Source organism: Paenibacillus sp. ACRSA (assembly GCF_022346845.1).
Classification (GTDB): Bacteria; Bacillota; Bacilli; order Paenibacillales; family Paenibacillaceae; genus Paenibacillus.
The window spans coordinates 174623-200079 of the sequence record NZ_JAKRNP010000005.1; the positions used below are offsets into that span (position 1 = coordinate 174623).

25 protein-coding genes are annotated in these 25457 nt (G+C 44.2%); 22 read left to right on the top strand and 3 right to left on the bottom strand.

Annotation, left to right across the window (positions count from 1 at the left end; all coding sequences use genetic code 11):
* Nucleotides 1-219: 219 nt before the first annotated feature.
* Entirely contained in the window at nt 220-1362 is a 1143-nt protein-coding gene (locus tag MH215_RS16495; protein ID WP_239291531.1) for a family 8 glycosyl hydrolase, read from the bottom strand.
* A gap of 234 nt (nt 1363-1596) precedes the next feature.
* On the opposite strand from MH215_RS16495, the gene MH215_RS16500 reads away from it, so the two are divergent.
* The 5 genes from MH215_RS16500 (at nt 1597) to MH215_RS16520 (ending at nt 6059) form a co-directional block, all read left to right on the top strand.
* On the top strand, nt 1597-2880 hold the full coding sequence (locus tag MH215_RS16500; RefSeq protein ID WP_239291533.1) for an SGNH/GDSL hydrolase family protein: 1284 nt from the start codon (nt 1597-1599) through the stop codon (nt 2878-2880).
* Between the two features lie 65 nt (nt 2881-2945).
* Nucleotides 2946-3713 (top strand): alpha/beta hydrolase, encoded by a 768-nt coding sequence (locus tag MH215_RS16505; RefSeq protein WP_239291535.1) that lies wholly within the window; start codon nt 2946-2948, stop codon nt 3711-3713.
* A gap of 379 nt (nt 3714-4092) precedes the next feature.
* Nucleotides 4093-4467: a response regulator transcription factor gene (locus MH215_RS16510; protein ID WP_239291537.1), complete on the top strand. Its 375-nt coding sequence runs from the start codon at nt 4093-4095 to the stop codon at nt 4465-4467.
* The gene (locus tag MH215_RS16515; protein WP_239291539.1) at nt 4457-5092 is read left to right on the top strand and encodes a chemotaxis protein CheC; all 636 of its coding nucleotides are present in this window, start codon (nt 4457-4459) and stop codon (nt 5090-5092) included. The genes MH215_RS16510 and MH215_RS16515 overlap by 11 nt, the downstream gene beginning before the upstream one ends.
* On the top strand, nt 5085-6059 hold the full coding sequence (locus tag MH215_RS16520; protein WP_239291540.1) for a sensor domain-containing diguanylate cyclase: 975 nt from the start codon (nt 5085-5087) through the stop codon (nt 6057-6059). Before MH215_RS16515 ends, MH215_RS16520 begins: the two co-directional genes overlap by 8 nt.
* 211 nt (nt 6060-6270) lie before the next feature.
* On the opposite strand, the gene MH215_RS16525 is transcribed toward MH215_RS16520, so the two are convergent.
* Nucleotides 6271-8808 (bottom strand): tetratricopeptide repeat protein, encoded by a 2538-nt coding sequence (locus tag MH215_RS16525; protein WP_239291541.1) that lies wholly within the window; start codon nt 8806-8808, stop codon nt 6271-6273.
* Nucleotides 8809-8938: 130 nt separating this feature from the next.
* Between MH215_RS16525 and MH215_RS16530 the strand changes: the two genes are divergently transcribed.
* The 17 genes from MH215_RS16530 (at nt 8939) to MH215_RS16610 (ending at nt 24765) form a co-directional block, all read left to right on the top strand.
* Nucleotides 8939-9322, top strand: a complete 384-nt coding sequence (locus MH215_RS16530) for a tautomerase family protein (protein ID WP_239291542.1) — start codon at nt 8939-8941, stop codon at nt 9320-9322.
* Between the two features lie 59 nt (nt 9323-9381).
* Nucleotides 9382-10017, top strand: a complete 636-nt coding sequence (locus MH215_RS16535; protein WP_239291543.1) for an FMN-dependent NADH-azoreductase — start codon at nt 9382-9384, stop codon at nt 10015-10017.
* 197 nt (nt 10018-10214) lie between these two features.
* Entirely contained in the window at nt 10215-10898 is a 684-nt protein-coding gene (locus MH215_RS16540) for a metal-dependent hydrolase (protein ID WP_239291544.1), read from the top strand.
* 247 nt (nt 10899-11145) lie between these two features.
* Complete coding sequence (locus tag MH215_RS16545) at nt 11146-12171, top strand: M14 family metallopeptidase (RefSeq protein ID WP_239291545.1); 1026 nt, start codon at nt 11146-11148, stop codon at nt 12169-12171.
* 24 nt (nt 12172-12195) lie between these two features.
* Entirely contained in the window at nt 12196-13746 is a 1551-nt protein-coding gene (locus MH215_RS16550; protein WP_239291546.1) for an ABC transporter substrate-binding protein, read from the top strand.
* Between the two features lie 52 nt (nt 13747-13798).
* Nucleotides 13799-14716, top strand: coding sequence for an ABC transporter permease (locus MH215_RS16555; protein ID WP_056690418.1), 918 nt, complete (start codon nt 13799-13801; stop codon nt 14714-14716).
* 18 nt (nt 14717-14734) lie between these two features.
* A complete protein-coding gene (locus tag MH215_RS16560; protein WP_239291547.1) occupies nt 14735-15574 on the top strand; it encodes an ABC transporter permease in 840 nt (279 codons plus the stop codon).
* Nucleotides 15575-15653: 79 nt separating this feature from the next.
* On the top strand, nt 15654-16661 hold the full coding sequence (locus MH215_RS16565) for a hypothetical protein (RefSeq protein ID WP_239291549.1): 1008 nt from the start codon (nt 15654-15656) through the stop codon (nt 16659-16661).
* Nucleotides 16661-17482: an ABC transporter ATP-binding protein gene (locus MH215_RS16570; RefSeq protein WP_056690426.1), complete on the top strand. Its 822-nt coding sequence runs from the start codon at nt 16661-16663 to the stop codon at nt 17480-17482. Before MH215_RS16565 ends, MH215_RS16570 begins: the two co-directional genes overlap by 1 nt.
* Nucleotides 17479-18261 (top strand): ABC transporter ATP-binding protein, encoded by a 783-nt coding sequence (locus MH215_RS16575; RefSeq protein WP_239291550.1) that lies wholly within the window; start codon nt 17479-17481, stop codon nt 18259-18261. Before MH215_RS16570 ends, MH215_RS16575 begins: the two co-directional genes overlap by 4 nt.
* 72 nt (nt 18262-18333) lie before the next feature.
* The gene (locus MH215_RS16580; RefSeq protein WP_145048786.1) at nt 18334-18882 is read left to right on the top strand and encodes a carboxymuconolactone decarboxylase family protein; all 549 of its coding nucleotides are present in this window, start codon (nt 18334-18336) and stop codon (nt 18880-18882) included.
* Nucleotides 18883-19143: 261 nt separating this feature from the next.
* The gene (locus MH215_RS16585; protein WP_239291551.1) at nt 19144-19854 is read left to right on the top strand and encodes a FadR/GntR family transcriptional regulator; all 711 of its coding nucleotides are present in this window, start codon (nt 19144-19146) and stop codon (nt 19852-19854) included.
* A 297-nt stretch (nt 19855-20151) separates the two neighbouring features.
* Nucleotides 20152-21498 carry an MFS transporter gene (locus tag MH215_RS16590; protein ID WP_239291552.1) on the top strand — a complete coding sequence of 449 codons (1347 nt, stop codon included), beginning with the start codon at nt 20152-20154 and terminating at the stop codon, nt 21496-21498.
* Between the two features lie 126 nt (nt 21499-21624).
* The gene (locus MH215_RS16595; RefSeq protein WP_239291553.1) at nt 21625-22458 is read left to right on the top strand and encodes a transketolase; all 834 of its coding nucleotides are present in this window, start codon (nt 21625-21627) and stop codon (nt 22456-22458) included.
* Entirely contained in the window at nt 22455-23405 is a 951-nt protein-coding gene (locus MH215_RS16600; RefSeq protein ID WP_239291554.1) for a transketolase family protein, read from the top strand. The genes MH215_RS16595 and MH215_RS16600 overlap by 4 nt, the downstream gene beginning before the upstream one ends.
* Nucleotides 23406-23479: 74 nt before the next feature.
* A complete protein-coding gene (locus MH215_RS16605; RefSeq protein WP_239291555.1) occupies nt 23480-24238 on the top strand; it encodes an SDR family NAD(P)-dependent oxidoreductase in 759 nt (252 codons plus the stop codon).
* Nucleotides 24239-24339: 101 nt separating this feature from the next.
* Entirely contained in the window at nt 24340-24765 is a 426-nt protein-coding gene (locus tag MH215_RS16610) for a DUF3237 family protein (protein ID WP_239291556.1), read from the top strand.
* A 17-nt stretch (nt 24766-24782) separates the two neighbouring features.
* Here MH215_RS16610 and MH215_RS16615 read toward each other — a convergent pair whose 3' ends face one another.
* Nucleotides 24783-25454: a Crp/Fnr family transcriptional regulator gene (locus MH215_RS16615; RefSeq protein WP_239291558.1), complete on the bottom strand. Its 672-nt coding sequence runs from the start codon at nt 25452-25454 to the stop codon at nt 24783-24785.
* Nucleotides 25455-25457 lie beyond the last annotated feature (3 nt).

Below are 25457 nucleotides of genomic sequence, written 5' to 3' on the forward strand. Positions count from 1 at the left end.
AGTCATTCAGCTGCCAACTAGAAGTAGTGTAGAGGACTGGAGAGACATCGAAAGTGTAATTGTAACTTGGGGTGAAAAAGAGGAGATTCTTATATTCGAATGACACAGTTTAGATGACATTCAAGAATTAGAAAGAGTAAAAATTCAGAAGAAGCATAAAACCCTTTGGCTTCCGAAGAAACCAGAGGGTTTTATGCTTCTTCTGTTTACAGATGTAAATTAATAAATCCGATATCTGCCGCTTAAGGCAAGCAGACTGAAGAAGTATAAACAATTGTCGTAGTAGCGGCGTTCTCCCTGGCGCAGAGGTGTGTTCCAGAATTGATGAACAAATGACTCTGCATGCGGGCCATCTGCCGCCAGTGAAGCCATAGCATTGGTAGCAAGCAAACCTATGGGGTGCAAGGAAGGTTCGTCAAAGGCTTCGCCTTCAATGGTATAACGACGATAATCGGATACGTCAATGTCGCTGAAGAAAGACTGAATCCGATTGGATTGTTCGACTTGCCAGTGATCCTTGCGGAACCATTCCCAGTCCAGCGCAACATTCGCTGCAACTCGATAGGCATCACTGTAAAAGTGTCTATAGTCACCGTGAGGCTGAATGGGAGCAGGTGAGCCATCATAATTGGCGTATTCTGGCGAAAGTCCTGTCACAGGGTGGCAGGCGGTATGCAGATATGCCCGACTTGCGGCCGCGGCCTCTTGCCAGAATACCTGATCACCCTCATCTGCGTAGATAGCGAACAGTTCATAGAAGTGGGGAAGATGATAAGATGGATCACTGAATGGCGCTTCGGGCACGAATTTAATTAGCCGAGTCTCTGGGTCCCACATGGGATCGCCCTCACCGTTTTCATTTTGATGAATGCACGCACGGAGAATTTTTCGAGCTTGTTCTTGGTAATTGTATGGCGTATCGCCATCGCCCCAGCGGTTAGAGGCGAACAACAAAGCCATAGCAAAGAACTCCTCACCATCAGGTGCAGGTCCTTGTGAGATCCGGGTTCCGTCAGGCTTACAATGCCATGCAAAATAATCTTTATATCGTCCTTCAGTGTGCTGCATGAATGTGTAGGCATAATTCCATAGACGATCAAACTCTTCTTTTTTGTTCATCTGTACAGCCATCATCATCCCGTAAGACATGCCCTCAGAGCGTACATCGTGGTTGCCTGTGTCCAGCAAATAGCCTTTGTTTTCACCCATAGGGTAATAGATTCGTGTTTGTTCATCTCCATAAAACAATTCGTTCCATGTAAACTCCAGTCGTGTGTTAATCTCTTGTTCGCTATACCCTAACTTGTGAAACATATTGGTATAGTTACCTGAATCATATGCATTCTGACCTGTAATTTGCATGCTTTACCTCCCTTAATGAATCCGTTTATCCTATTGTATCACCGGTTCGACTCTATAAATTAAAGCGTTTACATCAGAAATTATAGGTTTTCCGTATCTCGTCTATTAGACAGCGAATCCAAGTGATATATTGAGTCAAGTCCTATACTTTGTCAGGTTGTTGTTACAAGATATGGGCGCTAAACTCGGAGGGATAGAGCTAGGTGGGAACAGAAAGGAACGTGATGACTTAACATGTTGGACGATGAAAGAAGTGTAGATGATAAACGAGATTATTCAGCACCACGTGATCCTGTAGGCGTTGTACAATCAGCGAATGAGACGCAGGTGGACTTTGAATCTCAGGCATATCGCGAGTTGATCGAACGATCTCTTCTGAACAAGGGTAACAATGTTAGGTTGAAGCGAGCTATTGAGAAAGCTAGAAAAGGTGAACCGATTAATATTGCTTATATTGGAGGTTCAATTACTCAAGGTGCAGGTGCTATACCTATTCATCTGCAAAGCTATGCTTATCGTTCTTATGAGCAATTTAAGAATAGGTATGCTCCCTTAGACGGGAGTTTGATTAACCTGATCAAAGCCGGTGTAGGTGGAACACCCTCTGAGCTTGGAATCATACGTTATGACCGAGATGTGCTTCGGGATGGTCAGGTTCAGCCGGACATTCTGATCATCGAATTTGCCGTTAATGACGCGGATGACGAAACAAAGGGCAATTGTTATGAAAGCTTGGTGATCAAAGCACTTGCTGCTGATAACAAGCCAGCGGTGATCTTGCTTTTCAGCGTGTTCGAGAACGACTGGAATCTACAAGATCGTCTAGCTCCAATCGGATGGCATTATGATCTGCCTATGGTGAGTATGAAAGATGCTCTTGTAGAGCAATTCCAGAAGACGCCAGCCGAAGGAAACGTGATTACCAAAGAACAGTATTTCCATGATATATATCATCCGACAAACTTGGGACACCGGATCATGGCTGACGCACTCTCTCATCTGTTTGACGTTACGGATCACTCAACGCTCGATCAGGTGGAACAGTGCTTCGATCGAACACCTTTAATTGGAAACGATTTCGTAAATGTTAATTTGCTGGATCGAAAGAACATTGAGCATATTGCGAAAATTGAAGTAGGAGCTTTCCAGCATACGGATACAGAGTTACAGATGGCTGAGATGCATGATCATGATTATGGTACGCCTTTGTTCCCTCATAATTGGATGTATATCAGGGAGGACACGCAAGAACTGAATCGTTTTACATTACATTTAAATTGCAAACGTTTTATTTTGATCTTTAAAGATTCAGGTAGTGATGAATTCGGTACCGCCAATATTAGAGTAGATGATGAACACATCAAACAAGCCGATCCACACCAAGTGAATTGGACACATTGTCATGTGACACTTCTAATTAACGAAAATGAGGTCAGTGAGCACAAGATTGAGATTGAAATGGCGGAAGGTTATGAAGACAAGAGGTTTACCATTCTAGGTTTCGGATATGTCGATTAACAAAAGGCGGCCTAGATGTAGCTCTAAGGGTGAAAGTATACGTTGAGTTGAAGGGAGCCATGGAAATGAACTTTTTAGCACCAACAGGATTTGACCAATATCGAGAGAACATACCTCGCGGCGTAATCAAGACTGTAGAGTATAACTCTACAACAGTAGGCAATACGCGTAAAGCAATGGTGTATACACCACCCGAGTTCTCAACAGAAGAGGCGTATCCTGTTCTGTATTTGTTGCATGGCATTGGTGGAGACAAAAAGGAGTGGTGTAACCATGGCGCTCCGCAGATTATTCTCGACAATCTCTATGCTGACAATCTGCTTGAACCGATGATTGTTGTATTACCCAATGGTCGTGCTATGCCGAATGATCGAGCAGAGGGAGACCTGTTTGATTCGGAGAAGATAAAAGCTTTTGAACGCTTTGAATTGGATCTCATTGATGATCTCATCCCTTACATTGACTCCAACTATCTCACGAACAGCAACAGAGATAATCGAGCTATTGCAGGCTTATCCATGGGCGGAGGTCAGTCGTTAAACATCGGACTTAGCAATCTGGATTCCTTCGCCTGGGTCGGAGCCTTTTCTGCAGCACCTAACACCAAAACGCCAGAACAGCTTGTGCCTGATCCAGCCAAGGTGTCGTCACTTCTCTTGCTGTTATGGCTTTCCTGCGGCGATCAGGACAATCTGCTCCATATTAGCGTAGGGGTTCATCAGTATTTGCAGCAGCAGGGAGTGGCTCATATCTGGTATGAAGAGAGCGGAGGACATGACTGGCCGGTATGGAGGAATGACCTTTATTTATTTTCTCAACGTCTATTCAAATAACCTAAGTGCCACCGGAGTCTTGAATGCACAAGCTGAACCTTGTGTAGAGAGGCTAAGGTGGCATTTTTTATTAATGCACTGTATTGACGTGCGTATTCGATAAATAACATGTAAAATTCAATAAACTACAAGCAAAATACCATTGTGTTTTAGAACGATACAACTCATTTTAGGCGAATTAATGCAGAACTAGATATATTTTATTCTATAATATCGTTGACAATTTAATTAAAGTTACTATAATATAATTTGTTTTGCTTGAATAACCAGTCAGTCACTTGTAAGGGGTGCCACTATGCGCAAATCTCCTTCTCAGAACTGTCCACAGCGCTTGCTCATCCTGCGCCCTTAAAATTTTATCGAGGAGACTGAGGAACGAATGAAAGTATTAATTGTGGAAGACTCTATTTTTGTACAGAAAATGATGCGTAAGCTGATTGCTGATCATTTTCCAGAATCTGAGATTCAGACAGCGAACAATGGAGAAGAAGGCTATCAACAGTACCTGGAATTCAAGCCTGATTTTATAACGACGGATCTGCTCATGCCTAACCTTAGTGGTCAAGAGATGCTTCGTATGATTCGTGAGATCGACCGTGAAGTCAGAATTATTATTTTATCTGCAGATATTCAGAAGGTGACTCGTGAAGAAGTAGAGAGCCTTGGGATCTCTGGATTTTTGAATAAGCCGTTAACTGTAGAAAAAGCAAATACATTGATTCAAATGATTCAGGTGGCACATCATGCTGACTGAATTGCAGAAGGATATGCTGACTGAACTTGTGAACGTTTACGTTGGACAAGCGGCCAATATGCTATCCGAGATTGTCGACAAGCACATTGTACTGAGCATACCTGAAGTGGAGCTCATTTCGATATCTGACGTTGATCCAGGAGATCGACGGTATAAACTCCTTTTCAGCGAAGGTCATCTGTTCAGATCATCTTTGCAGTTCGGATATGAGTTTCAGGGAAAAGCATTCCTTATGTTCCCTGCTGAGCAGGCTAAAGTGTTAGCGAATATGTGTCTTGGAGAACTTACCGAGACAATTGAGCCGGAAGAATGTCGCTTATTAGATACGGATCTGGATGTGCTCAAAGAAGTTAGTAATATTCTGCTTAATGCCATCATTGGAGAATTCGGTAATTTTCTAGAAATGAAATTAGAATACGTATTGCCGGATATTGAGCTACTGCATGTGACACACTCTGATCCACAGATCCTGCTCCAGAACGAAGTATATGTGCTCGTTCTCCATACGTCATTCTTACTTGCCGATACCAATGTGAAAGGGATCATACTTATTGCGCTCAGCATGAACTCTATCTCAAGCCTATTGGATAAAATGAATGCATTATTGGAGGATGACCATGGATAATCTCGTAATACAGGCCTTAGGCAAAATCAATATGGGCATCTTCATCATTGACAGGCAATTAAAAGTGATCCTCTGGAATGGCTGGTTGGAACGATTCACTGGTAAAAGTAAAGAAGAGGTGATTGGGCGGAATTTGCTTGAGGTATGCCCAAGATTTAAATTGAACATGTACCAGAATATACTGCAAAATGCGCTGTACCAAGGGCAAAGTAGGTTCTGTTCAAGCGCTCTACATAAGGCATTTATTCTGCCTAAAGAAAATGAAGATGAACACTTTTTTAAACAAAACATGCATGTTGAACCCTTATACGAAAATGGTCGTAATTACGCGATGATTCAGATCAGTGACATGACCAACACTAGCACACGGGTATATAAACTGAAAAACCTAATCAAGGAATTGGATGTTGAATATAACAAAGTTAAAATTTCCGAAAAAATTAGTAAACATCTGTCGATGCATGACTCCCTTACGGGATTGCCTAATCGCCGTGCCTTCAACGAACGTCTAATCTGGGCTATTAACCATGCCGAGCGAAGTGAGGGGAAATTGGCTGTTCTATTCGTAGATACCGATGGATTCAAGCAGATCAATGACACTTACGGACATGAAGTGGGTGACCAGGTGCTCGTTGAGACTGCAAAACGGCTGAAGGAAAACATCCGAAGTACAGATAGTGTGGCTCGGCTAAGTGGAGATGAATTCAGTATCATCTTAAACCAATTGAACGATGACCACGACGCAGAGGTGGTGTGCGAGAAGCTGGGAACAGCATTTGTAGCTCCTATCGAAGTCTCGGGTAATCTCATTCATCTATCACTCAGTATTGGGATTAGCGTCTATCCGCGGGATGGAGAGGAACCGGCTGAGCTTCTAAGGTATGCAGATCAGGCGATGTACCGAATTAAGAAAAATGGAAAGAGCGGTTACGCTATGTATGATTCGCAAAGAGATCAGTACGTGTAAGGCTGCAGCACGAATCTTACGGGCACCCATCACGAAAGTTGCTTATATAGCGACTTTTTTTGGCGTTGAAAAACTTGCGTCTCTTTCTATACGTCCTTAAAGTAAGCGGTGGATCTCTTCAATTGTGAAGAAACCCACCGCTTATTCCATATGTTGAAAATCATTCACTTAAAAATATATGTAGAATCCGGATGTGACTATCCAATTTGAATTATATCTCCAAAGCATAAGCAAGAGCTTGTGCCTGAGGCATGTCTCTCCCTTTTGTCCACCATTCCCGGAATTCCTGATCAGACACTGTGTGCTGAAGAGTGAATATAGCCTCTTCATATTCTGCGGGGAAATTTGGTTTGTTCTCCGCGTCAAAGTTCTGTCGTCCTTTCGCCGCAGCTCCAAGTAGAACTGTAGCTTCGAAGAGGGCATTTTTGGCATATAATGCAAGGCCTATTCCTTCTAACCCACGTGAAAGAACCCAAGAGCCACTGTAAATCTGGCTGGCGACAATGCTTTTTTTGAAATATTCAATCGACAGCTCCACATCTCCTAGCTTCAATGCAGCATAACCTAGGCACTCGTATGGCCCAGAAACTTCCCACTGATCATGGACGGATTCGAAGAGCTGAACGCTTTCCTTCAGGAATATAGTCGCCTCGTCGTAATTCTGTTGCTCCATACGTAGTCTTCCATATGCATGTAATGAAGAGGCTAGATTCCATGAATCCTCTGCCGATCTAGCGATGTCTATACTTTGTTCCACCAGCGTTTCGGCTTCTTCTATATGTTGCATCTTGATATAAAGAAAAGCAGACAGCCGGAGACAGGAAGCCAGTAGAGACTCCTCCTGCAGATGACGTGCGAGCTCTACGCTTCGAGTTGCCGCATTCATGGCACCTTCAATATTGCCCTGAATAAATTGAATGACAGCTTGTCCATGCAGAGCCTTGGCACCATTCAACACAGCGGGATTTACATCGTTGCTACTGTCTAGAAAACGTTCCAGCCAGAATAGCCCTTCCGTTAACCTGCCTTCGTGCAACCAGAACCAATAGAGCTTGGATACCATATGTAGCCCGTACGAATGAGCTTGAGGGTTGGCATAAGACCACTGAAGGGCAGAGCGCAAATTGGTGTAGTCTCTTCGCACTGCTGCTATACATGCTTCGCGGTCACGAGTCCTGAACTTGGGTTCTTCACGTACCAAGCATTGAATGTAGAATTGAGCATGGCGTTCAGACATAGCATATTGTTTGCGTTCGTTGGAATCTTCCCGCAATTTCTCACCTGCATATTCCTTAATGGCTTGGAGCATGAAATACCGAATCCTACCGTAATCTTCACCGATTACAGTGGATACGAGAGATTTGTTAACAAGTCCAGACAGCAGATCCAGCATATCTTCTCGTATAATTCGATCTTCATGATCAGACATTCCAGGTTCACAGATACACACATCTTCGGCTGCCTCCAGCGTAAATCCACCTGCAAATACACTAAGTCGTCTTAGCAAAAGGCGTTCCTTACCAGACAACAAGTTATAACTCCAATCAATCGTTGAACGTAGCGTTTGATGGCGGGGGGCAGCTGTTCGTTTCCCAGCGGTCAACAAGCTCAATAGGTTAGCTAACCGCTCCTCGATCTGTTCAAGGGTCAGCATATTCATCCGAGCAACGGCTAGCTCGATAGCTAACGGTATACCCTCGACCTTTTTGCAAATGGCTCCAATACGCTTGAGAGCAGTTAACGTTGGTTGGAACTGCGGGACTGCAATGCGTGCCCGTTCCAAAAATAATTGTACCGCTTCAAACGCCAATAGTTCTTGTTCATGGAGTTCTTGCAGTGAACGATCATCGGCTGGGTAGGACAAGGGAGGAATACGGTAGACCCATTCTCCTGCAATATTAAAAGGTTCACGACTGGTAGCGAGAATGGTTAATTCGGGCGCAACAGACAACAAGGATTCGGCGGTAGCTGCTATGGAATCAATCAGATGCTCACAATTATCAAAAATGAATAGCATCTTACGGTCAGCAATCCTGTCCATTACAGCTTGAAGATCCGTTTGGCTCGCCTGATTTTGTATCCCCAGCGTAGCTAGAAGCAATTGTCCCAAATCATGTGATTCATGAATAACGCCGAATTCAAACATCCACACCCCATCCGGGTACATGTCTATCAGCGATGAAGCGACCTCAGCAGCAAGTGAGGTTTTACCGATCCCTCCTGACCCTACGATCGAGACTAGTGAGTGAACACGTAACCATTCCACCAAATCGACTTTGGCTTGATTCCGTCCAACGAAGTGGAAGGCGAGCCTTGGTAAATGAATTGTAGCGGACACTGAGGCGGAGGAGGCTGCCTTCACCTCTCTGGTCGAATCTGTTCCCATGACCTCTGTGACAGCTAACGTTGCAAACCATGCGGCGTCAAAATCCGGAAACTCACGCCCCGTCGCCGAACGTGCTTCGAAGAATCGTTTGACGGCTAGCCATAGCTGCTCGGCTTCTTGAGACGGATTTATTTCTAGAAAAAGACCTTCTTCCCAGAATGCTTGGATGATGAGCTTGAGGTTGCCAACGCTGGGAAGGCGATCTCCATTCTCCCATTGTTGAACCGTTCTAGGGTCAACACCGACCCTTTTGGCCAGATCGATCTGACGCATTCGTTTGGCTGGGCCTCGTCTAATCGGTCTGGAACGTATTTTTTTGATCCACTCATGAGGCCAATCTTTCGATAATTTGCCTTCTTCCATATCATCACCTGAATTCCGTAGACTAAGCAAGTTCGACACGAACAAACACGAACTTATGTACATTCGTGTTCTGGATTTTAGCAGATAAAATAAAGCATATCAACAAAAACAAACCAAGGAGGTAGCGCAAATGCCTTTAACTCGCATTGTAACTTTGAAGGGTCGCTCCAGTGAAGAGAAAGCACAAATCGGTGAGATTGTTCTGCAAACGATTGTAGATAAACTGCATGTACCTGCGAATGATCGTTTTCTGATTATTGAAGAATTGGAACGTGAACATTTCAGCTTCGATCCAACGTGCCTGGATATTGAGAGAAGCGAAGGATTCCTCCTGGTACAGATCACGTTGAACGCTGGTCGTTCCGCTGATGTGAAGAAAGAATTCTATGCAGAATTAGCTGAACAATTGCATCAACAGCGTGACATCCGTAAAGAAGATGTGTTCATCAACCTGATTGAAGTCACCAAGGAAAACTGGTCTTATGGCAATGGAGAAGCTCCATTCATCGTATGACGTCCATATATTTAAACATCAATTTCTCATATTCGTACAAAAGAGAGGAAGTTATAACTATGTCAACACTACTATACATCACAGCTCACCCAGGTAACCCAGAAGCATCGTACAGCCTTTCAGCTGGCGAACAATTCGTACAAGCGTATAAAGAGAATCACACAGCAGACGAGGTTGTGCATGTTGATCTGTATCAACGTAACATTCCTCATATCGATGCTGACGTGTTGGACGCGTGGGGCAAGCTGCAAACAGGTGGTACATTTGAAGAATTGAGTGCAGCACAACAACAAAAAGTAGCACTGTTAAATGAATTGCTTGAAGAGTTCGTGGCAGCAGACAAGTATGTATTCGTGACACCGATGTGGAACTTCTCATACCCTCCAGTAATGAAAGCATACATTGATTCCTTCTGTGTTAGAGCCAAAACGTTCAAATATACTGAGAATGGTCCAGTTGGTCTGCTCGAAAACAAGAAAGCGTTCCACATTCAAGCAAGTGGCGGCGTATACTCTGCAGGCCCTGTCGCTGATCGTGAGAATGGCAATCGTCACCTGCAAACGGTATTAAACTTTGTTGGTATTACAGATGTTGACCACCTATTTATTGAAGGTGTATCTACAGCAGGTGAACGTGCTCCGCAGATCAAAGCAGAAGCTATTGAAAAAGCACGTAAAGCAGCGGAAAATTTCTAACATTTTTATACCATAAGCGGTGCACCCTGTTTACATTATGCCCATCAAACGTTCGCCGGATCACTAGTCAGCGTTTTGATGGGTTTACTTATGAACGGGCAGGCGCATGCAGGATTGCATCATCGGTTATACCAATGGAGGCCCAATATGGCATTATCCATTTCAAATTCAGTTGTCTGAACAAGGAGGAAATAAAGGTGAAAGTAACTTATCATGGGCATTCTGTTGTCAGAATAGAAACGAACGGAAAAATCATTTGGATTGATCCGTTTATTACAGGTAACACAAATTCGGATCTAGATGCGTCGAACGTGAAAGGAGATGTAATTCTGTTAACGCATGGACATGGGGATCATGTGGGGGATACCGTTGAAATCGCCAAGCGGAATAATGCCTTGGTTATTGCGTCGGCTGAACTGGCTGATATACTCAGCTGGGAAGGTCTAAATACACATGCGATGAGCATTGGCGGCTCTTATACATTTGACTTTGGAAAAGTAAAGATAACACAAGCTTTTCATAGTTCAAGTTATGTAGATCCAGAGACAAGAACAATCATCTACACGGGCATGCCTACCGGAATACTGTTCACTGCTGAGGGCAAAACCGTGTTTCATGCAGGAGATACGGGACTGTTTTATGATATGAAGGTAATCGGAGAACGCAATGATATTGATCTAGCTTTTCTACCGATCGGTGATAATCATACGATGGGTGCAGAAGATGCTTCAGTAGCGGCAGAATGGCTTCAAGCTAAACAGGTTGTGCCAATTCACTTCAATACATTTCCTTTTATTCAGCAGGATCCACATGCCTTTGTCTCACTCTTGCCGAATGGGGTAGGCAAGGTGCTCGAACCTGGAGAAGGGATTGAACTGTAGATAATGTTATACGGAGTCGCTTTAGAGCGGCTTTTTTCGTATGTTTGAACAATTTCTTTATTATATAATTCAATATTCATTTTTTTGTAATCGATATCAACCGCATATTATAACTGTTTTTTCGACATATAACGCTATTTTTATACAATTTATGACATTGACAGAATGACACATCGTTTGATAATATCAACTAAATTTTATAATTCATACAAGAATACTTGGTTATAGAAAGGCGGTTCATTTCATCATGCATCAGTCCCTATCTGCAACTTCCATTTTTGCAAAACCATATCCCGTTTATGCAAGTCTGGAACAAGCTTTCAGACAACAACCCTCGGCAAGTGTATCCCGAATTCAAGAGATTCATGAGGAGCAAACGATCGTTTTGTTTCTGATCAAGGGAATCCAAGAGGGACCAACGGTATGGGTACAGGCTGCACTGCATGGAGACGAGCATGATGGCATAATCGCTTGCGCTAAACTTTTGAAGGATATTGTGCCGGAGCATTTGTCTGGAAATCTGATATTGTGTCCTGTCACGAATCCAACCGCGATGTTTGCGGGAACGAATGGCAGTCCACTGGATGGCATAAACCTGAACCGGGTTTTTGGTCAAAATGCAACAGATGATTCATACTCCGGTCGCTATGGTCGCTGGCTGGCTAACAATATCATCGCATATGCCGATTTTTTGATTGATCTGCATGGAGGCGGTCGCTGGTTGGATGTCTGTCCGTTTGCGATGGTAGCAGCCGACCATGAAGCTGCATTCGAGCGTAGTATGGCGGCGCTAAATAAAATCCCGCTTACAGCGACGTATGTCTGCCAGTCGGGTACCAAAGGGATGTTGATTAATGAAGTGTGTCAACAGGGGATCCCGGCCGTCTTACTGGAAAGTGGAGGAGGCAATTACTGGACTTCCACAGCCGTGGATACGCATCTACAAGCTGTTCAGATGATCCTTGATCAACTTGGCGTATATTCATCCGAACAATTTTCTCAGGCAGAAGAAACACCTGGCATGAACCGAAAACCTGCACAGATCTCTGACATCGTTGAAATGCGGTTTGAAACGAGCGGTTTGTTAACGTTTAGTAGGCAAGTTGGAGAGAACGCTCGGCTAGGGGAAGAGCTGATGCGCGTACTGTCATATCCGGGACTTGAAGAGCAGTCCATAATCTGTCCCATTGAACATGGTGTCATTTTATCCATTCATGCAGCATCGACAGTTCATCAGAACGGTTACGCGGTCATGTTGGGCAAATTAGCATAATTTAATTAACGGGGGTTGTACATCATGAAAAAGAGTAAGTTTCTTCTAATCTTGACACTGCTGGCTGTGTTCGCTGCAGGCTGCTCTACAACGAGCAAATCAGGAGCAGGTGAAGAGACAACAGGTGAAGGGCAAGATCAAAAACTAGAAATCACGATTGCCCGAGCATTTGACGTAAACGGATTGGATCCGGGCTTTCTGACCGAAAATGCACAGGTCGTGGACAATATCTTCGATACATTGGTTAAACGGGACGCAGAAGAAAAACTCGTACCTGGTCTAGCGACAAGCTGGAGCCAAATCGATGATACAACATGGCAATTCAAACTGCGTGAGGGTGTAACCTTCACCAATGGTGAGGCGTTCAATGCCGATGCAGTGAAGTACTCCCTTGATCGTGTGCTTGATCCAGCGAACAATGCACCGACAGCTAGTTATGTATCTACGATCCAAGAAGTTAACGTTGTTGATGAGTACACGGTTAACGTTGTAACGAAGAAACCTGACCCACTTGTACCAACACGGTTTAATCGTTATCCAACTGAAATTGTACCTCCCAAATATGCTGAAGAAGTAGGACAAGAGCAATTTGCTCAAAAACCGATCGGCACAGGCCCATATCAGTTCGTAAGCTGGGATAAAGGCAGCAATGTAGTATTAGAAGCTAACCCGAATTACTGGGGCGGCGAACCTGATGTGAAGAAGGTTACTTTCCGTTCTATCCCTGAAGCTTCGACACGTGTAAGCGCGCTGTTGAACGGTGAGGTTGATCTGATCACAGCGGTATCTCCAGAAGATCGTGAGAAGATTGAATCATCTTCTACTGCACGTCTCTCCACAGTTGAACGTGCGGGCAATACGGTATATGTTGGCTTCAAAACCGATGTAAAACCATTTGATGATCCAAAAGTAAGACAAGCCCTGAACTATGCAATCGATGTTAAATCTATTGTAGATAAAGTGCTTCAAGGCGCTGCTGTTCAAACGAATAGCTTGATTGGTCCAAAAGACTTCGGATATGCTGGCGAACCAGAAGGATATAGCTATGATCTGGAAAAAGCGAAGCAATTGTTAGCAGAAGCAGGTTACCCGAACGGATTCTCCGCAACACTGGATACGGTAAGCTGGTACATCAAAAACACGGATGTTGCGCAAGTCATTGCAGAGCAACTCAAAGCCGTTGGCGTAAATATCAAAGTTAATAACGTAGAAAGTTCAGTGTATCGTACACTCGTACCTGCGGGCAAACAATCGGATATGTATGTACTTGGTTGGAGCAGTACGAACACGCTTGATGCAGATGCAGCGATCTATGCCATTCTTCGTTCAGGAGAGTCTTACTCCACTTATGCGAATAAGGACGTAGATGCTAAGCTGGATGAGGCAAGATCAGTTACTGATGAGGCTAAACGTAAACAGCTTTATCAAGAAATCCAAGATGAAGTGTTGAAAGATGCACCACGCATTTTCCTGTATCAGGAGAACCAGTACTATGGCGTATCTGATCGATTGAAATGGGACGGCCGTGTGGATGGATCCATTCCGGTATCGACGATTTCAGCAGGTAACGAGTAAATCGGCAGGCGTCTTTTGTGACTTGGCCAAGCCCGGATGGGAGTGTTAACCATTGAAGCATTACGTGCTTAAACGTTTGGGACAATCGGTACTTGCAGTCCTCGGTGCGGCAACGCTTGTATTTTTCATTATTCGCTTGTCAGGTGATCCGGCGCGCCTAATGCTTCCACCTGAAGCGAGCGAAGAACAGGTGACCGCGCTTCGAGAGAGCTTAGGTTTCAATCAACCTCTCTGGATGCAGTACATCGATTATCTAAAAAACCTATTTACCGGCGATTTGGGAAACTCGCTGTATTACAAAGAATCCGCACTAAAGCTGGTGCTTGAACGAATGCCAGCAACCATAGATCTGGCCATGTTTGCAATCATTATTGCAGTCACTGTTGGTTTGCTGGCAGGGATCGTGTCGGCATACAAAAAGAATAGCTGGATCGACTATGTGGTCAACGGTTGGATTTTCTTAACTCAATCACTGCCAGTATTCTGGATTGGTATCGTGTTAATCATGATTTTTGCAGTAAATCTCCACTGGTTGCCAACGTCAGGCAATCGCGGATTGGAGTCAATTATACTACCAGCACTGACTCTAGCAGCATACCCGATTGCTCCAATTGCACGCACTATGCGAGCCTCTCTTATTGAGGTCATGGACAAGGGGTATATGATTACAAGTCAAGCTCAAGGATTCTCCAAACCTAGCCGGATTTTGAAACGCGGACTCAAAAACGCGTTTCTGCCGGTTATTACCGTCATTAGCCTGGAATTCGGAGTCATGATCGCTGGCGCAGTGGTGACTGAAACGATTTTCTCATGGCCAGGTGTGGGGCAGTTGATCATACAAGGTGTCAGCAACCGCGATTTCCCGTTGGTGCAGGCAAGTATTCTTGTGATCAGCATCATCTATATCGCCATTACACTTGTGACGGATCTGATCTACCATCGCCTTGATCCAAGAATCAAAGTGCACTAAACGAAGAGAGGGATAATCATGAAAAAACGATCTTTGCTTCGTGCCAATGCCAAGGGCATTGCCAGCATAGGTTCGTTGACCGTCATCTTCGTGCTGACGGTCTTTGCCCCGCTATTCGCGCCATTCGATCCGTATAGGCAGTCATTGCAGGACATCCTTATTCCGCCAGGGAGCACGTATAGCGGAGACGGCGGTATGAGCTTGCTTGGCACAGATCAATTGGGCAGGGATGTGCTCAGCAGATTGTTATATGGGGGCAGACTCTCGCTCTGGATCAGCATTGTCGCCGTTGTCATTTCAGGTGTGCTGGGCAGTATTATTGGAATCGTAGCCGGATACTTCGGTGGTAAGACGGACGCGGTATTAATGCGTCTAGCTGATATCCAGATGTCCATCCCAAGCATGCTGCTCGCCATCGTTATGGTTGCTGTGCTTGGGTCAGGTCTAACAAATATTGTTATTGTGCTGGCAGTTACAGGTTGGGTGACCTTTGCACGTGTTGTTCGTAGTCAGGTACTCTCGCTGAAAGAGTTGGAGTACGTCGAAGCAGCCAAAGCCATGGGTGTACCGAGCATCAGTATCATGGCGAAGCATATTTTACCGAATACCCTGTATACGATCGCTACACAAGCTGCTTTACAGATGTCACACATGATCTTGCTCGCAGCAGCATTAAGTTTCCTTGGGCTCGGTATTGATGTGTCAACACCGTCTTGGGGTGGAATGGTGAATGACGGCAAGAGTTATATCAGTTCGGCATGGTGGTTGTCTACGATACCGGGTCTGGCTATTGCTCTGGTCATTATGACGATTAATCTGTTCGGCGATTGGCTTAGAGACCGAGCGGAGTTCCGATGAATATGAAGCGCCTCGAAGGAAAGCGATTCGAAGCAACAGGGCAACAAATCATGTCACAGCAGGAAGGAGGATGGAGCGAATGTACTTTCTATCACGAGAAAGCATCAAGCAAAGTGGGATAGCCGACCCCTTAGTTGCACAACGTCTGATTGAACGAACCTTTAGTCAAAAGGCACAGGGGACAGCAGTAGGTGCACAGGAGGTAGCGATGGCTGCTGGAGCTAGAGAAGCGGGAGCTTTCTATTCCTTGCCTGCGTATCTTGCTGAGGAAGGCGTGGCTGGACTGAAATGGACTTCACATGTGCCACATTCCGATCCTTCGATACCCTATACGCATCCGGTCGTTGTGCTCAATGAATTAGCAACGGGCAGACCGCTTGCACTGTTGGAAGGAGAGTTGATTAGCGGACTCCGTACAGGCGCAGTATCCGCGACTGCGATCAAAACGTTGGAAAGATCAAAGGCATCATCATTGTTCCTCTGTGGATCTGGATTCCAGGCGAGTCACCAGCTTCGCAGTATTGTACCGTTCATGCCTGAACTGAAGGAAGTTCATGTGTGGAGTCGTACGAAGCATCATGCAGAACAGTTGCTTGAAAATCACGCAGATATTCTTGGAGAACGGGGTATTCGGAGCCGTGTCCATGCATCTCTTCCGGAACGACTTGATTGTGCTGAGGTTGTGGTCGGGGCGACATCCGCTTCCACTCCTTACCTACATGCACACCATTTTATTCAAGGTCATCTGTATCTTCATATTGGCATGCGTGACATTGATGCAGAAGCCATTGAATCATTTGACCATATTGTATGTGATGATTATGAAGCCGGCATTCCATCTAGCAGTCAGTCGTTATTCGGTCTTGCACGCAAGACACCGGAAATTGGCGGTAAGGTAACATTGTTAGAAACACTTCTGGCTGAGCCTGATCTGGCAATCCAGCGGCACTCTGATCGTAAAATAATGTTTAATGCGTTCGGTCTATCCATATTTGATCTTGTGCTTGCCCATGAAGCCTTACAGCGGCTTCTGAAACAACCGGGATCAAATGTGGGGCAATTCGACCTTAGCAAGGAGAGAAGCTAATGACAGACACATCACTCCTGCGCATCAATGAATTGGGCATTCGCTTCACCAAGCGTGACCAACATACGGACGTGCTTCATCATATTTCCTTGGATATCCGTGAGGGTGAAATATTATGCCTAGTAGGTGAGTCGGGAAGCGGCAAGAGCGTTGCCGCCAAATCGATTATGCAATTGCTACCACGACCTGCAGCACAATATACCCATGGGCAGATCTGGTTTGACGGTCAGGATTTGCTGACATTAAATGAGAAACAGATGCAGCGTATTCGTGGCAAACGGATCGCTATGGTTTTCCAAGATGCACTGAGTGCATTAAACCCGGTCTACACGATTGGAACACAAATGGTGGATGTCATTCGTTTGCATGCGCCGAAGCGAATGAGCAAAAAAGCCGCGCTTGAAGAAGCGAAATCCTGGTTAACTCAAGTGGAGATTCGCAATGTGGATGAGGTTGTGAAGCAGTATCCATTTCAGTTGTCTGGTGGAATGAGGCAGCGTGTCATGATTGCGATGGCCTTGTCTTCCCGACCTGAATTGCTGCTTGCAGATGAGCCGACAACAGCATTGGATGTGACGGTTCAAGCTCAGATTTTGCGGTTAATCCTGAAGCTGAAAGAGCAATATGGCATGACGGTGCTGTTCATTACGCATGATCTTGGTGTGGTTCACGAGATTGCTGACCGTGTCATCGTGATGAGACATGGCAATCTGGTTGAAGAAGGTACGAAGGAAGCAATATTCGGGCGACCGGAACATCCATACACCAAGCAGCTGCTAAACAGCATGCCCCGTATTTATTTTGAGGGGGTGGACATATGAGCAAACATCTGTTGGAGGCTGAGGGACTTCATAAGGTATATCGGACGAGGAACGGCACCGATTTTTCCGCGGTTCGAGATGTTTCGTTTTATCTAGGGCAAGGGGAGACATTAGGCATTGTTGGTGAATCCGGCAGTGGCAAAACGACGGTTGCAAAAATGGTTGCTGGCATGATTCCACTTACATCAGGTTCAATCATCTTGGGCGACAAAGCCTTGAGTGGCACGAAGCGTATTCGCTCTGATAAGCGCAGCATCCAATATGTATTCCAAGATCCGGTCTCTTCCCTGAATCCAAGATGGAAGATCAGAGATATCGTGGCTGAACCACTGAAGCTGTACTTTCAGATGAACGCTAAAGCAATCGATAAACGGGTGGACGAATTGTTGGATGATGTTGGTTTACCCCGTGAGTTCAAATCGCGATATCCCGGAGAACTGTCTGGTGGACAATGTCAGCGTGTGGGCATTGCCAGAGCACTTGCAGCAGAACCTGCCGTTATCGTCTGTGATGAACCGACCTCTGCACTCGATATGACCATTCAGGCACAGATTCTCGAATTGCTGAAGAAGCTTCAACAGCAGAAGGGTGTATCCTATCTATTTATCGCCCATGGCCTTGAGGTGATCTATAGCATTTCGCATCGCGTGATGGTCATGAAAGCTGGCGAAGTTGTCGAGGCGGGGGAAACCAAGCAAATTTTCCACGATCCGCAGCATGAGTATACCCGGTCATTGATTGAGGCTATTCCGAGAATTAATATTCCACAATTTCAATAAGCTGTCCAAACATGACGGTTACTTGTTACTTAAAGACGTCATATTAACTTTACTTAAGAGGAGGAATTTTACATGAGCAGTGTGGTACCCGCATTACAATATGAAGACATGTCTCAAGAAGCCAAGAACTTTGTGGATGAGCGAATCAAAAATGGCAATCGAGTAACGAATATGGTTAAAACATTGTTGTATTCCATGCCGTCTTTTGATGCGATGGAGTTTTATCCGGTGCGTAATGAGCTACAAAAAATTATAGGCAGTCGCGCTATTTATTTTTACTGTTATGCAATCTCGACCGAGAATGAGTGTCTGGTCTGCTCCACCTATCATGCGAAGCTTCTCCGCGATCTGAACATCAGCTTCAATGAGTTCGAATTCACTGAAATCGAAAAAGTATTGATTGATTATGGTCGTGGATTGGTTAACAATCCAAACACCATTGATGAGTCTATCTACGATAAATTAAGAAGCGAATTCTCCTCAGAAGAGATTGTGCTAATCACCACGGTCGGATGCAAGATGATTGCATCGAACATATTCAATGAAGCGATGAAGGTAGATTTGGACGAATATCTGTTCGAAGTCGAATTTGACAAAAATATATTGCCTACTAAGTCTTAATGGTTATGCATTGAGATGTGGGATTGGAAGAAAACATGATCGCTCTGTGGCGGTCATGTTTTTTTGTTGGTTTTTAACACCAAGTTGTTGTCTGAATAGCCCTCGTGTGAAAAATAATGGAAAAGCTTGTCCAAACCATGTACTTTTGTAGAATTCCAGCGATTTGTCTAATTATCATGTTGTCTAACAAGGTTCTAATTTATATAATGTTTATTGATATAACATTTTGGTAATTAGATGTAATGAAACTAACAGAGGGAAGTGATTTCAATACAATTTAATCGCGTATCAAGCAATAAACTGTATATTCAAATTTATGATCAGATTCTCTCTGAAATACAATCAGGTACGTTCGAGATTGGGGACAAGTTGCCAACAGAACGAGAACTATGCGCACAATTCGGGGTAAGCCGTGCTCCAATTAGACAGGCACTGAGCGCTCTGGAAATGAAGGGATACATCTATTCCAGACAGGGCGAAGGCGTTTATGTCAAAAGCACGATCGCTCAGGATGAGGCGGTAACGGACGAGTCTTTCATCAACTCCGTATCCCCCGAGGATATTGTTGAAGCACGAATGAATATAGAACCACTTATCGCCAGTATGGCAGCACAACGGGCTACGGCAGACGAGATTCAGCTTCTCCGAGAAACCATCAAACAGATGGAATCAGAGACAGCAGGTGGAAACTATGTACCGGAGACGGATGAACGCTTGCATATGGAGATTGCTAGAGCTTCACACAATGATCTGTTCATTCAGTTCATGACAGTCATTACTCAAGCGATGAAACAGCAGGAGATGTGGAGATTTATCCGCGATCGAACGGTAACCCGCCCTGACTACCGTGATACTAACTTTAGCGAGCATAAGGAAATCATTGATGCTATTGAAAATAAGCAGGCAGATACGGCATCCAAACTAATGAAACAGCACATGCAGAATCTTTTTAATCGTTATTGGAAAGATTAATCATAATCCCTATGCATCGCATCTAGCATAGGGATTATTTGTTGTTTTTAATACATAAAAAATTGAAAAAATAACATATTGACAATTAAAAAGTTAATTGTTATATTCAAAACAGATAAACTTAGGATACAAGTTAACAAGATTACAAATTAACAGGAGGTGCATATCATCACAAGTATTTGGAAACGCTTCATTTCAGTGAGTTGTGTCGATAATGTAGGACATTATTTTTTTGAAACTGAAATTGTAAGCGTTTAATATAACAAAGGAATGAATCATTTCACGGGAGGATTTCATATGGATCTGCAGCAATTGGAGAAGTCGACTGTCCGCAAAGTAACATTACGTTTGATCCCATTTTTGTTTTTGTGCTTTGCCATTTCAATTCTGGATCGCGTAAATATTGGATTTGCGGCATTACGAATGAATGAAGACCTCGGGTTCTCCGAGGCTGTGTATGGATTTGGTGCAGGCATCTTCTTTCTAGGTTACTTCCTGCTTGAGGTACCCGGCAGTGCGATGATGTCTAAAATTGGTGCAAGACGATGGATTAGCCGCATTATGGTTTCCTGGGGTATTATCGCCGTCATTATGGCATTTATTCAAACGCCCATCCAATTCTACATCGTTCGTTTCTTATTGGGTGTGGCTGAAGCGAGTTTTTACCCTTGCATGGTGCATTATTTAAGTGGATTCTACCAATCCAAGCATCACGCCAAAGCGATTGCTGGATTTATGATTGCGATTCCAGCAGCCAACGCCATCGGGTCACCGTTATCAACGTTCTTGCTACAAATTGATTGGCTCGGTTTGTCAGGTTGGCAATGGCTCTTTATTTTGGAAGCGATTCCAGCGGTGATTCTCGGTATTATCTGTTACTTCTACTTAACGGATCGTATCGAAGATGCGAAGTGGTTGACAGGCGCAGAGAAGACTTGGCTGTTGGATGTAACGCGTAAAGAGGCACTGGAGAAACAAAAAGTTAAAAAGCCTACTTTCCTTGAAGTATTGCGAGATAAGGATGTACTTATTTTGGCACTGGGTTACTTCTTCTGGATGTTTGGTTATTACGGAATTAACATGTTCCTGCCAACGATTTCTAGAGGTTTAACTGAATCGACAGGTTGGTCCTTACAGAGTATTGGCTGGTTGCTTGGATTCATGTATCTGTGTGCGATGGTTGTCATGTATCTTGTCGGCAAAAGTTCAGATAAACAAAACGAACGTAAATTCCATGTAGCTGGTTGCTTGACGGTTAGTGCGATTGCCATGATAGCAAGTGTATATGTTGCAGATTTCAGTTTGATAGGAGCGTTCGCACTTCTAACGATTAGTTTGTGTGGAGCATTTGGAGCTTACTCTCCATTCTGGGCGATTCCGCCATCATTCCTGACAGGAGCAGCCGCAGGTGGTGCGATAGCGTTGATTAATAGTATTGGTAATCTCGGCGGATTCTTCGGGCCATACTTCGTAGGATTTATCAATGATATGACAGGTAGCCATAATCTCGGGTTGACAGTACTTGGAATCAGCATGATAATAAGTGCGACTATCATCGTGTTGCTTGTCAAACAATCCGGTAAAAGTTATAAAGTAAGTCCAGGTAGACCATTAGATCATACTAATTCAACTAAAACAGGGTAACCGCACGTGAAACGAGTATTAGAATCTGAGCAAAGTGCTCGTTTTTTTTACAACAACTTAGGATACAAGTTAACAAGTTAACAAGGAGACAATAATTAACTACCAAATTCATATGAGGTGAGCATAATGACCAAGTCCAGCATTGAGGAACTCAAGCAAAAGGCAATCGAGTTGAGACAAACAGCGATCACGATGATTTATGAAGCACAATCTGGTCATCCAGGTGGTTCACTATCCGCAGCTGATATCGTTACGGCATTGTATTTTAAGGAAATGAACATTGACCCAGCTAATCCAAAATGGGAAGAGCGTGATCGCTTTGTATTATCCAAAGGACATGTATGCCCAATTCAGTACGCTGCATTGCTTCACCGGGGATTTGTTCCAATGGAGAATGTACACACGCTGAGACAGTACGGCTCTCCATTTCAGGGACATCCTGATATGAAAAAGTGTCCGGGAATCGACATCTCAACAGGCTCACTCGGTCAAGGGCTCTCTTGTGCCGTAGGCATGGCGATTGCAGGTAAAAGGGACGACAAGTCATATCGAGTATTCGCTATGCTGGGAGATGGTGAATGCCAGGAAGGTCAGATTTGGGAAGCTGCTCAAACGGCAAACAAATATCAGCTTGATAATCTAATTGTGTTTGTTGATGATAACAACCTGCAGATTGACGGGACTTGTGATGAGATCATGCCAAACTTGGATTTGGAGCTGAAATTTAAGGCTTTTGGCTTCGATACCCGAAGAATAGACGGTCATGACATGCAACAGATCGTAGATACATTGGACGAAATTCGTGATATTCAACACGGGAAGCCAATCTGCATCGTATGCAATACCGTTAAGGGCAGAGGGGTTTCATTCATGGAGGATGTATGTAACTGGCACGGGGTTGCTCCGAAGGAAGCTGAATATCTACAGGCTTTGGAAGAAATTGCGGGAGGTCTGAAATGATGAGCACATATAACGTAACGGAGAAAAAAATTGCGACGCGCGAAGGTTTTGGACACGAAATTGTAGAGCTTGGCAAAAAGAATAAAAACATCTATGTCGTTGATATTGATATCGGTAAATCATGTAAAACGACTGAGTTTGCGAATCAGCTTCCGAACCAGCATATCAACGTGGGTATTGCCGAACAGAACGCAGCAGGACTTGCCGCAGGACTAGCAACAACGGGAAAAATACCTTTTATCAGCACATATGCTGTTTTTGGTTCGCTACGCATGCTTGAACAGATTCGCCAAGAAGTCTGCTATCCTCACTTGAATGTGAAAATTGCTTGTTCTCATGGTGGACTTACCCCAGCTAATGACGGCGGAAGCCATCAAGCCATCGAGGATATGGGCGTGCTTCGTACGATTCCGAATATGACGGTTATTATGGCTGCTGACTATGCTTCTACGCGCAAGCTCGTTTCCAAGGCTGCTGAACATTATGGCCCAGTATATCTTCGGTTTACCCGTGATACGGTTCCGGTCATTTACGGAGAAGATGAAGAGTTCGAGATTGGTAAAGCCAAAAAGTTGAAGGACGGCAAAGATATTGCCATCATCGCCAATGGAGACACTTTACACCTTGCCTTGAAAGCATCGGAACTGTTGGAGAACGAGGGTGTATCCGTTAAATTACTAGATTTCCATACGATTAAACCTCTAGACCGTGATGCTGTCGTAGATTGCTTAAGTACAGGGCGGATTATCACTGTGGAGGATCATAACATCCTAAATGGTCTTGGCAGTGCAGTAAGTGAAGTTGTAGCCGAGGAAGGCGGAGCTGTCGTCCGCAGAATTGGTGTTCAGGACAAATTCGGAGAATCTGCTCCATACGAAAAATTGCTTGAAATGAACGGAATCACGATAGATAACATCGTAGCGACTGCACATTCCCTATTAAAATAACTTCTTAATCCGAAAGTATTGAGAAAGAATTTTGCTTAACGATCGCAGTCAACCCATCTGAAGGAGTGTATAACATGTTTGAATTAAACAACAGAGTAGCCATTGTCACAGGAAGTGGATCTAAACGAGGAATTGGGCGTACGATTGCACTTACATTAGCTAAGCAGGGGGCAAAGCTCGTTATTGCTGATATCAACCAAGAAGGAATTCAAGAGACCGTTGATGCTATTCGTGCAGAAGGGGGGGAAGCAATTGGAGTTGAGCTTAACGTTACCACCCTAGAATCGAATCAGGCCATGGTGGAGAAGGTACTGCAAGCGTACGGAAGAATTGATATCTTGGTGAATAATGCAGGCATATCCCAGAAGGCAACCGTAGCAGAAATGACATTAGAGGACGTAACTCGTGTATTTAATGTAAACATGTTCGGACTCTTTCTCTGCACTCAAGCCGTGCTTGAAACGATGAAGAAACAAAATTATGGTCGGATCATTAGTCTATCCTCTGTATCTGCTAAACGGGGCGGCGGCGTTTTTGGTGGAGCACACTATTCTGCATCAAAAGCAGCTGTACTAGGTTTCTCCAAGAACCTCGCACGAGAAGTTGCGACAGATGGTATTACGGTTAACTGTATCGCACCAGGGCTTGTGAATACGGATATCTGGAAATCTTTAGATCAGCCAACTGCTGATGGCGTAATTGCAGGCATTCCAATGGGGCGCCCGGGTGAAACGGAAGAGATTGCTTCAGCCATTGCTTTCTTAGCTTCTACTGAAGCTTCCTACATTACTGGCGAGGAAATTGATATCAACGGCGGATCTCATATGGATTAATAGCCAACCACTATAGAGTGTAAGAAGCCGCTGCTAGATAGCGGCTCTTTCCTTTATTTTGCCGCGAAGGGTATGATAGGATGCAATAAAGGGGTGAAACTATGGAATTAGAAGAAGTGTTTACGGTTCATGTGAAGATCTTAGAAACGGTCGAATTACGCAATATAGAGGATGATTCTGTCGTTATGATTACGTTCACAGGAGATGTAACGGGCAAATATTTTGAAGGCATCGTGCTTCATGGTGGCGTGGATACACAGGTTATTGGGAAGGGCGGAGATCGACACAGTCTGTCGGCAAGATACATGCTCCAAGGTGAGGATTTTACTGGACAAAGCTGTGAGATTTACATCGAGAATAACGGAAATATCAATAAAAAGTTGAAATCTTCATTGTTTCGCACATCGCCTACAATCATTACGAACAGTACAGCATTATCCTTTCTGAATAGCGATATTCTCGTTGGTGAGGGAAAAGCCACAGACACTGGATTGGATATTATCATCTACAGAGTGTCTACCTCGTAAGAAGACTGGGGAATCTTTTAAAAATCGGTGGAATATCGCTGTAATTGCTTCATGTCCAAAATCTGAATCGTTTTGTTCTGCCGCAGGATAATCTTCTCCTCCACTAGATCACTGAGCAATCTTCTAATATGGCGATCGGAGATACCCATCATGCTGGACATGTCTTTCATAACAAAAGGAATCGTTGCCGATTCGAATTTCTCTGAGGTTTGTACAATCGTTTTGCACAGTTTATTTTTGGCCGGATACAGCAGTGATCGTGCATTTTTTACTGAAGATTTCATCAATTTCTCCGTGAGTACCGAACACATGCGCATGAGAAAAGGGACGGATGTTGTTAGATGAGAGTGTACCACTTCTAATGGAATGAGTAATATGGTTGTTGGTACAACAGCCACAGCCGTGTGAAGATAATTGCAATGATTGAAGAATTCCATATCACCTAATACTCCGTTTTGCTCTACATAATCCACAACAGCTACATTCCCCTGCTCGGAATAGTTATGAATTGCCACTCTGCCTTCAATAATAATATAGAAAAATGCTAACGCATCACCCGAGACGACAACCGTCTCGTTTTTTGCGTATGTTCTTACTTGCAAGATAGCTAGAGCTTCATCTGTAATGATATGTTGTAGATTTGCTTTCATAACAGCGGCCGTTATATCCGGGTTAACCTTAGTGGGCATAGT